We start from the raw sequence: 13490 nt of genomic DNA on the forward strand, positions 1-13490 counted from the left end.
AGCGGTATCACCACTCAAAGATTTTCCACGAGGGGATCAGCATATCCGGCTGGTCCGAACGTATGAAATTGCCATCGCTACCGTCGGCGCGTACCAGGAAATAAGGCTTGCCGTTCTTGGGCGTGACCTTGATCGCGTACAGGAAGCCGTTTTGCCGATATTCCTGAATGGTTCTGTCGCCTTCGGTGCGGATGGTGACATCCGGGTCCGCCGAAGGAGCGTCATCCGCCGCCATGACGGCCAACGGTGTGAATGCAAACAAGCCAGCCAGTAACAGGCGATTTAGTGTACGCATGATAACCTTGTCCCTTTGTCGTCAACGGTCCCGCTATTCTAGCCCCGGACCCGCCGAAAAGGTTGATCCTGCTCATGAGCCAAGCCCCCCTCGTCCTGGTGGACGGTTCTTCTTATCTGTACCGCGCCTTTCACGCGCTGCCACCGCTGACCACGTCCAAAGGCCTGCCGACCGGTGCGGTCAAGGGCGTGCTGAACATGCTCAAGAGCCTGCGCAAGCAGTATCCGGACAGTCCGTTCGCGGTGGTCTTCGACGCGAAGGGTGGGACGTTTCGCGATGCGCTGTACGCCGAGTACAAGGCCAATCGCCCAAGCATGCCAGACGACATGCGCGTGCAGATCGAGCCGCTGCACGCCAGCGTCAAGGCCCTTGGCTTCCCCTTGTTGTGCGTGGATAACGTCGAAGCCGACGACGTGATCGGCACCCTGGCCCGCAGCAGCGCCGCGGCCGACCGCCCGGTGGTGATTTCCACCGGCGACAAGGACATGGCGCAGCTGGTCGACGGGCACATTACCTTGGTCAACACGATGACCGGTAGCTCACTGGACGTGGCTGGCGTGAAGGAGAAGTTTGGCGTCGCTCCGGAGCAGATCATCGATTATCTGGCATTGATGGGCGATTCGTCCGACAACATCCCGGGCGTTCCGGGCATCGGGCCGAAGACCGCATCCGGCCTTCTGGTGGGCGTCAACGGTGGCCTGACCGAGCTGTATGCGCAACTGGACATCGTTGCCACGCTGCCGATTCGCGGTGCCAAGACTTTGGCCGCCAAGCTGGAAGAGCACAAGGAAATGGCGTTTCTTTCCTACGAGCTGGCGACCATCAAGACCGACGTTCCCCTGGATATTGGCCTCGACGACCTGCAGATGGGCACGCCGGATCACGAAAAGCTCGCCGAGCTGTACACCCTGTTGGAATTCAAGAGCTGGTTCGAAGAAACCCAGCGCGACGCCAAACGTGCCGGGCAGGAAATCGTTGAAATCGCTGATGAGCCAGCGGCGGGCGTCGAGAAGCGGTATGACCTTATCCTCGACCAGGCGAGCTTCGACGCCTGGCTGGCCAAGCTTGAAAAGGCGCCGCTGTTTTCCCTGGTCACGCAAACCAACGGTGGCGACGCCCAACACTCGCAACTGGTGGGGTTGTCCTTCGCGGTTGCGCCGTTTGAAGCGGCTTACCTGCCGCTGACGCATTCCTACATGGGCGTGCCGGAGCAACTGGACCGCGACACCGTGCTCAAGGCGCTCAAGCCATTGCTGGAAAACCCGGACAAGCTCAAGGTCGGCCAGCATGCCAAATTCGAAATCAACATCCTGGCCAATTGCGCTATCGATGGTGATCAGAACAACGGCATCCTGGTGCAGGGCATCGCTTTCGACACCATGCTTGAATCCTATGTGCTCGATTCCACGGCGACTCGTCACGACATGGACAGCCTGGCGCTGAAATACCTTGGGCAAAGCAAGACCGATATCCAGGACATTGCCGGCAAGGGCGTAAAGCAGCTGAGTTTCGATCAGATTTCCCTCGAACTTGCCGGCCTATACGCCGCTGAGGATGCTGACGTGACCTTCCGCCTGCACCAGGCCTTGCAGGAAAAACTCGCCGTCACGCCAAGCCTGGGCAAGGTGCTCAACGAGATCGAAATGCCGTTGATGCCGGTCCTGGCGCGTATCGAGCGCCAAGGGGCGTTGGTCGATGCCAACCTGCTGGGCGTCCAGAGTGTCGAGCTGGGCGAGAAGCTGGTGGCACTGGAGCGTGAGGCATTTGCCATCGCCGGTGAGGAATTCAACCTCGGCTCACCGAAGCAATTGGGCGTGATCCTTTACGAAAAACTCGGTTTGCCGGTGCTCAGCAAAACCGCCAAGGGCCAGGCGTCGACTGCCGAAGCGGTGCTCGCCGAACTGGCCGAGCAGGATTATCCGCTGCCCAAGGTGCTGATGCAGTACCGCTCGCTGAGCAAGCTCAAGAGCACTTATACCGATCGCCTGCCGGAGCAGATCAACAGCCGCACCGGGCGCATTCATACGTCTTATCAACAGGCTGTGGCCGCCACCGGACGTCTTTCGTCCATTGACCCGAACCTGCAGAACATCCCGATCCGCACCGCCGAAGGGCGGCGGATTCGCCAGGCATTCGTCGCGCCGAAAGGCTACAAGCTGCTGGCAGCGGACTACTCGCAGATCGAATTGCGGATCATGGCCCACCTGGCCAAGGACGCAGGGCTGCTCCATGCGTTTCGCAACGACCTGGACGTGCACCGCGCCACCGCTGCCGAGGTATTCGGGGTCGAGCTGGACGCCGTCAGCCATGACCAGCGCCGCAGTGCCAAGGCGATCAATTTCGGCTTGATCTATGGCATGAGCGCGTTCGGCCTCGCCAAGCAGATCGGCGTTGATCGCAAGCAGTCCCAGGCTTACATCGACCGCTACTTCGCGCGTTACCCAGGGGTACTGGAATACATGGAGCGCACCCGCGCCCAGGCCGCCGAGCAAGGCTTCGTCGAGACCATTTTCGGGCGCCGGTTGTACCTGCCGGACATCAATGCGAAAAACCCTGCCCTGCGCAAAGGCGCCGAGCGCACCGCGATCAACGCGCCGATGCAGGGTACGGCCGCCGACATCATCAAGAAAGCCATGGTGGCCGTCGATGGCTGGCTGGCGACGTCAGGGCTCGATGCGAAAGTCATCCTGCAGGTGCACGACGAATTGGTGCTGGAGGTTCGTGAGGACCTGGTCGACCAGGTGAGCGCGCAAATCCGCCAGCACATGAGCGCCGCCGCCACGTTGGACGTGCCGCTGCTGGTGGAGGTGGGCGTGGGCAATAACTGGGACGAGGCGCACTGATTCCCACGTCCTGAGGCCTAGGGCTCTTGTGGCGAGGGAGCTTGCTCCCGCTCGGCTGCACAGCAGCCGTAAACCGGGCGATTCGGTCTGCCCGAAGCAATGCAGGGGCCTGCTGCGCAGGCCAGCGGGAGCAAGCTCCCTCGCCACGGGGAGTCGGTGTCAGCCCAGCCAACCCATTCCAGATTGAATGAGCGAAACTCCAGGTACGGCAGGGTTAGCTCTGAAAATTCCTACGGTTATTACCAAAAATAATCTGAACTAAACCCGTGAATTGCTACTCAGAGATTCTGAATGGCTGGTGAAGCCCTTCAATGCTCCTATGTTGTGTTAAGTGTTGGCAGATATCTGGACCCCGCCCTAGCGGTCCGGAACTTGGACCCCGAACTTCCCCCTCCCCATACGAAGTCCGGGGTTTTTTTTGCCTGCGATTTGGCTTACTCGGCCGCTTCGCTGCCCTTGTCCGCCAATTCCATCCAGTCCGCCAACACCGTGTAGGCCTCTTCAAGGCCCATGCGCTTGGGCGCGGAGAACAGCTGGATGGTGATTGTGTCGCCCCAGCCCTTGCGAATTTCCGACTGCACTTTGAGCAGGGTGTTTTTCGCTGCGCCGTAGGTGAGCTTGTCGGCCTTGGTCAACAGGATGTGCATCGGCATGCCGCTGGCAACGGCCCAATCGAGCATCAGCAGGTCGAAGTCGGTCATTGGATGGCGGATGTCCATCATCAGGATCAGACCTTTCAAACTCTCGCGGCTGCCCAGGTAGGCTTCCAGGTGACGCTGCCAATGTTGCTTGAGCGGGATCGGCACTTTTGCGTAGCCATAACCGGGCAGGTCGACCAAACGGCGTTCATCGTCTAGCTTGAAGAAGTTCAAGAGCTGCGTGCGGCCTGGGGTTTTCGAGGTGCGTGCCAGGCTGGCATGGGTCAAGGTGTTCAGCGCGCTGGATTTACCGGCATTGGAACGACCGGCAAAGGCCACTTCGAAGCCTTCGTCGTCAGGGCATTGATCGACTTTGGCGGCGCTGAGCATGAAGGTGGACTGTTGGCACAGGCCGAGGATGGGGTTTTTCAGTTGCATGGGATTTCCGATGTGGGCGGCGTCGGGAATGGACGCGGCAAGCTGTGTCGTTTCCGTTTCAGTGACGCCAGTATATAATGCCGCAGATTTTGTGTGCGCTTTGTCCCAGCGTAGGATGAAGTTCACGGGAGCGACCGACCGAAATTGCGCACTAGAACGCAGCTCGCTCTCAACCCTGAAAAGGTCGTTTTATGACGAAATGGCTGCTAGCTGCCGGTGTCTTGATGCCGCTTTACAGCGCTCAGGCTACACAGGATCCGGAAGCTGTGTACAACCGTGTTTGTGGTGCCTGTCATTCCGGCCAACTACCCACGGCGCCCCGCAAGGGTGACCGCGAAGCCTGGACGCCGAGGTTGGCGAAAGGCATGGGGACGCTGGTGCAACACGTGACCCAGGGTTTCAAGGCGATGCCGCCGCGTGGTTTGTGCATGGACTGCAGTGCCGAGGATTACCAAGCCATCATCCAGTGGATGAGCGAGTAAGCCCGGTCCATAACTCTTAACCCTTAGCCGTAGTTGGATTAGCTGATGAACAAACTGATCGTGAGTCTGCTGTTGACCTTGGGGATATCCGGTGTAGCCCACGCCGCAGGCGATGCTGCCGCAGGCCAGGCGAAAGCCGCCGTGTGCGGAGCCTGCCACGGTCCGGATGGCAACAGCATGGCGCCCAACTTTCCGAAACTGGCCGGCCAGGGTGAGCGTTACCTGGTCAAGCAGTTGAAGGAAATCAAGGACGGCAAGCGTGTCGTGCTGGAAATGACCGGCCTGCTGAACAACCTGAGCGATCAAGACCTGGCGGACATCGCGGCCTACTTCGCCAGCCAGAAAGGCAGCGTCGGCGCCGCTGATCCAAAACTCGTGGCACGGGGTGAGGCGCTGTTCCGTGGTGGCAACCTGGCCAAGGGCCTGCCAGCCTGCACGGGCTGCCATTCGCCTGACGGCAAGGGCAACGCCGCCGCCGGCTTCCCGCATCTGGGTGGCCAGCACGCCCAGTACATCACCAAGCAGTTAACCGATTTCCGCAAGGAAGAAGGCGGTCGTGCCAACGACGGCGACGCGATGACCATGCGCACCATCGCCCGCAAGCTGAGCGACGAAGATATCGCGGCAGTCTCGAGCTACATCCAGGGCCTGCATTGAGGCGGCTGCAAGGGGGAAACCTCTTGCAACGTTAACGCCCGATTAATCCGTCGGTGCAAACATCAAAAGGGTGGCTTTGGCCGCCCTTTTTTGTGGCCGCTGCCGTTACACTAGCGAAACTGAACCCGTGGCGGCCTGTCTGAAAAACACGCCCCGCGAGGCCACCTCATTGTCCAGGAGTAAAGCATGCGTAATCTGATCATCAGCGCCGCGCTCGTCGCCGCCAGCCTGTTCGGCGTGACTGCCCAAGCGGCTGAAAAGCCCGCTGCCCCTTATGTCGAATTGACCAACCCCGTTCCGGTGGCGGTGCCTGGCAAGATCGAGGTCGTGGAGCTGTTCTGGTACGGTTGCCCGCATTGCTATGCCTTTGAGCCGGTCATCAACCCATGGGTTGAAAAGCTTCCTTCGGACGTGAATTTCGTGCGCATCCCGGCCATGTTTGGCGGCCCATGGGACGCCCACGGCCAGATGTTCCTGACGCTCGAATCCATGGGCGTTGAGCATCAGGTTCACGCAGCGGTGTTTAATGCCATCCAGAAAGAAAAGAAGCGCCTGACCGATCCTGAGGAAATGGCCGAGTTCCTCGCCACCCAAGGCGTCGACAAGGACAAGTTCCTGGCAACCTTCAATTCCTTCGCCATCAAGGGCCAGATCACCAAGGCCCGCGAGTTGGCAAAGAAATACGAAATCACCGGCGTTCCGACCATGGTCGTCAACGGCAAATACCGCTTTGACATCGGCTCCGCTGGCGGCGCAAACGAAGCGCTGCAACTGGCCGACCAACTGATCGCCAAAGAGCGAGCGGCCACCAAGGCTGCCGCCAACTAAGCGCGGCCACGTCCATGGCCCGCTGGAGTACCGAACGCATCGTTGGCCTGCATGAACCGCAGGTCAATGAGCATCACGTCACGTCCACGGGCCTGCCCGCCGACAATCGCCTGCGGTTGCTCAGCTTCAACATCCAGGTGGGCATCAGCACCGAGCGCTACCGGCACTATCTGACCCGGGGCTGGCAACACCTGCTGCCGCACACCGGGCGAGCCGGCAACCTGCAGAAGATCGGCGACCTGCTGAAGGATTTCGACCTGGTCGCTTTGCAGGAAGCCGACGGCGGCAGCCTGCGCTCCGGCTACGTCAATCAGGTCGAACACCTCGCCCAGCTGGGCGCGTTTCCTTATTGGTACCAGCAACTCAATCGCAACCTCGGTCGTCTCGGCCAGCACAGCAATGGCGTGCTGAGTCGTCTGCGGCCTTGGGCGATCGAGGATCACCCGTTGCCGGGCCCCAAGGGGCGCGGAGCGATCCTGGCGCGTTTCGGCGAGGGTCCGGAGGCGCTGGTAGTGGTGATGATGCACCTGGCTCTCGGGGCTCGGACCCGAACCATGCAACTGGCCTACATTCGTGAGTTGATTGGCGGCTACAAGCACCAAATCCTCATGGGCGACATGAATACCCATGCCAATGACCTGTTGCAGACCTCACCGCTGCGCGACCTTGGCCTGTTGGCCCCACAACTGGAAGCCACGTTTCCCAGCTGGCGCCCCCAGCGCTGCCTGGACCATATCCTGCTGAGCCCTACCTTGGCCCTCGAACGGTTCGAAGTGTTGGCCCAGCCCATTTCCGATCACCTGCCGGTCGCGGTCGAAATACGTTTGCCGGGTTCGCTCACGGCCGATGCATTTCCCGCGCTGAGTCCTGCCCCTCGCGGATCCGATGAATGAGCGACGACGCCGAACGCTGGAGAGAGAAGTACCTCAAGAGCATCGAGCAACAGGAAAAGCTCGAGCGTCGCTGGGACGCCCGGCTCGACCTGCTGCGTCGTGGCCTGGTGCGCAGCACCCTGGCCGCCGAAGGCACCGATCGCGCGGTAGACCAGTGCATGAAAGAGATGCGCGAAGTGGTGCGCACCGATGACATGGACGCCGCCCTCGCCGCCCTGCTGCCGCGCCTGGAAAAAGCCGTACTCGATTCCGAGCAGCGCCGCGAGACCCGGGTAGAACAGATGAGCGCCGCGTTGACCGCCCTGGTCGTCCAGTTGCAAAAGCTGCCGCTGCCGAAGGACGTCAGCCGGCCCCTGAAGAAGTTTTCCAAGCAACTGGAGACCCGGGTTGGCCAGGCCCGGGAAATCCCGTTGCTGCTCAGTGAGCTGAGCAGCCTGCAGGGCAAGGCGCTGGGCGCGCTGGACGCGCCCGACGAGCCGAGCCGTCCGGGTCTGCTGCAACGATTGTTCGGCGGCCATGGCCATGAAGAGCCGCTACCGTCGCCCGAGCCTGCCCAACCCGGCGCTACGCCTGAGCCGAAGGCGGTTATTTCGGCTCCTGCCGAGCCGACAGCCGAAGCGCCCTCCGCCGCACCTGCACCTGCACCTGCACTTGAACCTGAACCTGAATCTGAACCTGAACCGCTGGTCGAGCACGCCCCCACACCAGATGCGCCGCCAGCGCCGGTTGAGTCCCATGCTCCGGTCGACGAGCCTGCCCCGGCGTCCGTGCCAACATCGGTTGCCTCTGTTGCCCAGCCGACCGCCGAGCCGGAACCGATCGACCCTGAGCCCGCCAAACCGGTACCGGCGCTGGACAATCCCGACGAACTGACGCCGGGTGAACCGCCGCTAGACGAGGCACCGATCGCCCCTGCGGAACCCGCCGAACCTGTGGCGCCTGAGGCATCCGCTGATCCCGATGAGACCCACTACGCCCTGCCCGACTCCCCGGAACCCTCCTACAGTTCGGTCGCCAGGCATATCGAAGATACCTTGCTGGGCCTGCTGGGCGACCTGACGCTGCCCGAGCGCCACCGCCCGCAAGCCGAGGCCATGCGCGAGCGCCTGCGAAACGGCTTGAACTGGTACGAATTGCTGCCGATCCTCGACGATCTGGCGGTCCTCATGCTGGCGATCACCGACAGCGGCCAGCATGAATTCGAAGCGTATCTGCAGCGACTCAACGATCGGCTGGAATCATTCCAGAGCACGTTGCAGGCCGCCAGCGAGGACCACGCCGATAACCTGTCCGCCTCCAGGGAAATGAACAACCAGATTCGCGAGCAGGTGGATGGCTTGCAGAGCAGCGTGCAGCAAGCCGACGACCTGGAAGGCCTCAAGCAGGTACTGGAGAATCATCTCGAAGGCCTGATCGGCACGATGGATCAGCATCAGAAGCAGCGTGACCAGCGTGAGAAGGAAGTTTCAGCCCGTCTGAAGAGCCTCGCCGAGCGCGTTGCACTGATGGAACAGGACGCCCTGATTGTCCGGGAGAACCTGGAAGAGCAACGGCAAAAAGCGCTCATCGATCCGCTCACCGGGCTGCCCAACCGTGCCGCCTGGACCGAGCGTCTCGAACATGAGGTCGAGCAGTGGCAGCGGCACGGCAACAGTCTGTTGATCGCCATGCTCGACCTCGATCATTTCAAGCGGATCAACGACAACTACGGTCATCTGGCCGGTGACCGAGTGCTCAAGCTGATTGCCTCGGTACTGCGCAAGCGCGTGCGCGGCAGTGATTTCATTGCCCGTTTTGGCGGTGAGGAATTTGTCCTGCTGGTGCCAGACACGTCGCTGGCCGCAGGCGCCAAGCTGGCCGAGGCCTTGCGCGCCGCCATCGAAGCCTGTCCGTTCCACTTCAAGGGCGAGCCGGTCACGGTCACGGTATCCATGGGAATGACCGCCTTCAAGCCGGGCGAACACAGCGATCTGGTGCTGAAAAGAGCCGATCAGGCGCTATATCGGGCTAAAAGCGCGGGACGCAACCGGGTGGAGTTGGGCTAAGGCGCAACTTCCTTTTTTTGTGATATCCAATTCCCGGTCGGATCATTACTGGGCGATACGTTACACTGTTGCATTATTTTCTTCGGGCATGTCCTCGCCATGAAATTTTTCCCGATCATTCTTTCGTTGATTGCCTTGGCCGGATGCGCCAGCGGCCCTCGGCTCGATACCAGCCATCCTTCCGTCAACCACGACAGCCGCATCCAGTTTGTCGTGGTTCATTACACCTCCGCCTCCCTGGAGCGCTCCCTGGCCCTGCTGACCCATGGCGAAGTCAGCGCCCATTACCTGATCGGCGACGATAAGGACGCCACCATCTACCAACTGGTGGATGAAAGCCGGCGCGCCTGGCATGCCGGGGAAAGCGAATGGCAGGGCCGAACCTGGCTCAACTCCAGTTCCATCGGCATCGAAATCGTCAATCAGGGCTATGTCGACACGCCTGAAGGACGTCGTTGGTACCCCTACAGCGAAGCCCAGGTGCAATCGTTGATTGTCCTGCTCAAGGACATCACCCGTCGTAACGGGATCAGTCCGGTCAATATCATTGGCCACAGCGACATTGCCCCCATGCGTAAGCTTGACCCCGGGCCGCTGTTTCCCTGGAAACGCCTGGCGCAAGCGGGCCTGGGTGTCTGGCCGGACGAAGGGGCTGTCGCGCGTCAGCAGACGGCTTATGCGGGACAACTGCCCAGCGCCAGCTGGTTCCAGGCTGAACTGGCCCGCCTTGGCTACCCGACGCCACGGACCGGCGAGTGGGACGTCGCCACGCATCAGGTATTGGCCGCCTTCCAGATGCGCTACCGGCCAAGCCGTTTCGACGGCGCGCCGGACGCCCAAAGTGCGGCGATTTTGCAGGTGCTTAACCAGACAAAATAATGACGCTCGTCCGACTGATCGGGCCGAATCCAAAACAGCAGCTATAACTCATTGGTAACTTTCGGATTACCGATGATGACGGCTGCACGCGAAACCCTGCAGAGTTGGCTCCATCGCCCTATTTTCCTGGCGATGATGGCGGCTGCCCTGAGTACGGTGCTGCTGTTGGCCGGGAGCCTGTTTGTAGTGATGCAGCAGATACAGCAGCGTGAAAGCGAGCAGATGAATGCCCAGGGCGAGCGTTTCCTGCAGCGGCTGGAACAGCTTTTCGGGCAGTTGCGCGAGAGTCTCGACGATTTGCAGGCGCAACCGCTGCGCGGCTGCAACGACGACATGATCGCCACGTTGCAGCAGGTGAGCTTCAACTACCGCTTTGTCTATGAGGCGGCTTATCTGGATGCCAACGGTGTCTGCTCGAATCGTCCGCGCCAGAGCGGTATGTCGTTGGTGCGTCCGCCCGATTTGCGCGGCCCGGCCTACAGCTACTGGCTCAATACCACCACCGAGCCCGACGAAAACCGCGCGGCGTTGATGTTGGGGCGCGGCAATTTCCGTGTCGCCACGTCCCGCGGGCACCTGACCGATGTGGTCGACCTGCCGCCCGGCAGCAGCCTGCTGGTGGTCCTGGATCATGGTGAGCGGGCGATTCCGGTGCTGGGCAGCGCGCAGCGTTGGCCTCCGACAGAGCCTTGGCCACTGAAAAGCCAACAGTCTCTGCAAGTGACCCAGACCCGGCTGATCTATCGGATGCCGACCGACAATCCGGAGTACCAACTGGTGCTCATTGCACCGCGCAACGGCCTGCGCATTCCGGCCAATGCCTGGTGGATGTTGCCCATCAGCCTGATGCTAGGGCTGGGGATCGGCTTCCAGGTCTTCCTGCTGGTGCGCCAGCGCCAGTCCATGGATGCCGAGTTGCACGGGGCCATCCGGCGAGGTGAGTTGCAGGTCTTGTACCAGCCGATCTTCGATCTGCACAGCCGCAACTGCGTCGGTGCCGAAGCGCTGCTGCGCTGGCGGCGGCCGGACGGCACGCTGACCAGTCCGGACCTGTTCATCCCGATGGCGGAAAATACCGGGCAGATACGCCAGATCACCGATTTCGTCCTGCAGCGGCTGTTCGACCAGTTGGGCCAGCTGTTACGGGCCAACCCGCACCTGTATATCTCGGTGAACCTGGCGGCGTGTGACGTGATGGTGCCTCGCATCGGCGAGGTGATTGCCCGCTTGCTGGCGCTGCATCGGGTGTCGGCGCGCCAGATAGCGTTTGAAGTGACCGAGCGCGGCCTGGTTGATGTGCTGGTTGCGAGGGATAATTTGCAATCGCTGCGCGATGTCGGGCATCAGGTGCTGATCGATGACTTCGGCACCGGCTATTGCAGCCTCGCCTATCTGCAAACGCTGCCGGTTGATTGCCTGAAAATCGACAAGGCCTTCGTCGATGCGCTGGGTCATGACGCCGCCAGCAGTGGCGTGGCCCCGCACATCATCCGCATGGCCCACGCCCTGGAACTCAAGGTGATCGCCGAAGGCATCGAGCATGAGGCCCAGGCGTCCTACCTGAGCAGTGAAGGCGTGAAGTTCGGCCAGGGCTGGTTGTTCGCCCATGCGCTCAGCGCGGTGCAGCTTATCGAATTGATTACGCGCGGGCGGCGCCTGCTTGGACGGCGCCTGGACGACGAAGCCTGATGGCTCCTCAGACGGTCAGGGCCATATAGAACTGAGTGCCCTGCCCTGGCCTGGAATAAACGCCCATGCGTCCACCATGAAGCTGGACGATTTCCTTGCACAGCGCCAGACCGAGGCCGGCGCCGCCCTTCTTGCGCCCGACCTGGACGAAGGGCTCGAAGATGCGTCCTTGCTGGCCGTAGGCAATGCCCTCGCCATTATCTTCGACGCTGATGATCACCCGCTCGCCGTGGCGCCGGGCCTGCAGGCGGATCTGGCCGTCGCCGTTGGTGTGGCGCATCGCGTTGTCGATCAGGTTGTCCAGGACCCGGTCCAGTTGCGCGGCATCGGCGTGCAGGCGCGGCAAGGGGCCCTGGATCTCCACGAGGAGCTCGATGCCCTTCTCTTGCGCCTGCCTGGTAAAGCGCATCCTGGCCGTTTCCAGCAGGTCTTCGATGGAGCAAGGCGCCAGGGTGAGCTTTTGCAGGCCATTCTGGTAGCGAGAAAAATTCAGCAGGTCGTTGATGAGCTGCATCAGCCGCTGCATTTCTTCGTTGACGGTGTTGAGCAGGTCCGCCTCGCGTGAATCTTCGGGAAAGTGCATGCGTTCCTGCAGTAACCCGAACGCCATGTGCATGCCTGTCACCGGTGTGCGCAACTCGTGGGATGCACGCAAGACAAACTCGCTGCGTACCCGTTCGAAGGCGCGTTGTTCAGTGACGTCGTGCAGAATCATCACTGCGCCGAGAATCTGGCCCTGGGTATGGATGACGGGCGTGAGGCTGTAAGTCAGCACCCGGGACTCTCCATCCACTTCGATGCTCAAGTCGTCCGGTGCGCGCTCCTGGCTGCCACCGCGCAGTACCAGTTGCAGCTCTTCATCCAGCTCGACGCGTCCAAGGGCCTCGCCCAAGCCCTGGCCCAGGCGCTCCTCGTCCCAGCCCAGTTGACGCTGGGCCACCGGGTTGAGGTGTTCCAGGCGGCCCTGGCGGTCGATCATCAGCAAGCCGTCGTCGATGCTGTCGAGGACTGCTTGCAGGCGCTGCTGGCCGGCGAGCAGTTCGTCGACATTGGTGGCCTGATGCTCCCGTAATGCCTGGGCCATGATGCCGAAGCGACGCGTCAGCAGGTTCAGTTCAGCCGCCGAGGAAACCGGCAATGTCACTTCGAAATTGCCTTGGCCGATATCATCCGCCGCCGCGGCCAGGGCCTCGATCGGCGCACCGAAACGTCGGGCGATGCCGTGGGCGGTAATGAAACCGATGATCAGCACAGCCAATCCCACCAACCCCAGGAGGCCGGAAATCAGCAACGCGCGGGCGCGGGCGCGGTCCTGGGTTTCGCTGATCTTGTTCAGGGCATGGCGGTAGCCTTCGATCAACCCTCCGCGCAGCACGTTGAATTTTTGCGTCAGGTCCTGGATGCCAGTCAGTTGTGTCGGTTGCCGACGAGAGGCCTCGAAGGCCTCGAGGAAATTGAGGTAGTCGGCTTTCGCGCGACTGAAGCTGGTGGTCGATTCAGCCAGTTGCTCCTCATGGGCAATGCCTTCATCCAACAACTCGAAATACTGCCGTTTGGATTGTTCCAGCACTGTCAGGTCGGGCTTTTCCTCCAGCATGATCATTAATTGATCACCCAGTGTCTGGCGCAGCTTGAGGCCCAGGTCCAGCAGGAAGAAGTTGTCACGCACCGATTGTTCCTGGGTATTGGCCATCTGCATGACGCTGACCAGGCCGAGCAGCAGCCCCAGCAACGCCACGGTAATCAGTGCCGAGATACTGAGAAACAGCCGTGTGCGCAGCTTCATCGCCAGTTTCATAAGAT

General features: G+C 61.3%; 11 protein-coding genes. 8 read left to right on the forward strand and 3 right to left on the reverse strand.

What is annotated here, in order from left to right; translation table 11 throughout:
* Positions 1 to 7: 7 nt before the first annotated feature.
* Positions 8 to 295 carry a DUF2782 domain-containing protein gene (locus J3P94_RS00815; protein ID WP_434570746.1) on the reverse strand — a complete coding sequence of 96 codons (288 nt, stop codon included), beginning with the start codon at positions 293 to 295 and terminating at the stop codon, positions 8 to 10.
* Between the two features lie 74 nt (positions 296 to 369).
* Between J3P94_RS00815 and polA the strand changes: the two genes are divergently transcribed.
* The gene (gene polA, locus J3P94_RS00820) at positions 370 to 3138 is read left to right on the forward strand and encodes a DNA polymerase I (protein ID WP_434570748.1); all 2769 of its coding nucleotides are present in this window, start codon (positions 370 to 372) and stop codon (positions 3136 to 3138) included.
* Between the two features lie 434 nt (positions 3139 to 3572).
* On the opposite strand, the gene yihA is transcribed toward polA, so the two are convergent.
* Complete coding sequence (gene yihA, locus J3P94_RS00825) at positions 3573 to 4214, reverse strand: ribosome biogenesis GTP-binding protein YihA/YsxC (RefSeq protein WP_025211089.1); 642 nt, start codon at positions 4212 to 4214, stop codon at positions 3573 to 3575.
* 191 nt (positions 4215 to 4405) lie between these two features.
* Here yihA and J3P94_RS00830 point away from each other — a divergent pair, with 191 nt between their 5' ends.
* The 7 genes from J3P94_RS00830 to J3P94_RS00860 all read left to right on the forward strand — a co-directional run bounded on the left by J3P94_RS00830 (position 4406) and on the right by J3P94_RS00860 (position 11687).
* Positions 4406 to 4696, forward strand: coding sequence for a c-type cytochrome (locus tag J3P94_RS00830; RefSeq protein ID WP_030138991.1), 291 nt, complete (start codon positions 4406 to 4408; stop codon positions 4694 to 4696).
* A 45-nt stretch (positions 4697 to 4741) separates the two neighbouring features.
* A complete protein-coding gene (locus J3P94_RS00835; protein WP_305497775.1) occupies positions 4742 to 5353 on the forward strand; it encodes a c-type cytochrome in 612 nt (203 codons plus the stop codon).
* Between the two features lie 186 nt (positions 5354 to 5539).
* Positions 5540 to 6181 (forward strand): thiol:disulfide interchange protein DsbA/DsbL, encoded by a 642-nt coding sequence (locus J3P94_RS00840; RefSeq protein ID WP_434570751.1) that lies wholly within the window; start codon positions 5540 to 5542, stop codon positions 6179 to 6181.
* A 14-nt stretch (positions 6182 to 6195) separates the two neighbouring features.
* Entirely contained in the window at positions 6196 to 7074 is an 879-nt protein-coding gene (locus J3P94_RS00845; RefSeq protein WP_434570753.1) for an endonuclease/exonuclease/phosphatase family protein, read from the forward strand.
* Entirely contained in the window at positions 7071 to 9119 is a 2049-nt protein-coding gene (locus J3P94_RS00850) for a diguanylate cyclase (RefSeq protein WP_434570755.1), read from the forward strand. Before J3P94_RS00845 ends, J3P94_RS00850 begins: the two co-directional genes overlap by 4 nt.
* 99 nt (positions 9120 to 9218) lie before the next feature.
* Positions 9219 to 9998, forward strand: a complete 780-nt coding sequence (locus tag J3P94_RS00855; RefSeq protein WP_434570757.1) for an N-acetylmuramoyl-L-alanine amidase — start codon at positions 9219 to 9221, stop codon at positions 9996 to 9998.
* A gap of 75 nt (positions 9999 to 10073) precedes the next feature.
* Positions 10074 to 11687 carry an EAL domain-containing protein gene (locus tag J3P94_RS00860; RefSeq protein WP_434574327.1) on the forward strand — a complete coding sequence of 538 codons (1614 nt, stop codon included), beginning with the start codon at positions 10074 to 10076 and terminating at the stop codon, positions 11685 to 11687.
* Positions 11688 to 11694: 7 nt separating this feature from the next.
* Here the strand turns inward: J3P94_RS00860 and J3P94_RS00865 are convergent, their stop codons facing one another.
* Positions 11695 to 13485, reverse strand: a complete 1791-nt coding sequence (locus J3P94_RS00865; RefSeq protein WP_434570759.1) for an ATP-binding protein — start codon at positions 13483 to 13485, stop codon at positions 11695 to 11697.
* Positions 13486 to 13490: the final 5 nt, after the last annotated feature.

Origin of the sequence: Pseudomonas sp. Z3-8, from assembly GCF_051131975.1 — a bacterium.
Taxonomy (GTDB): Bacteria; Pseudomonadota; Gammaproteobacteria; order Pseudomonadales; family Pseudomonadaceae; genus Aquipseudomonas.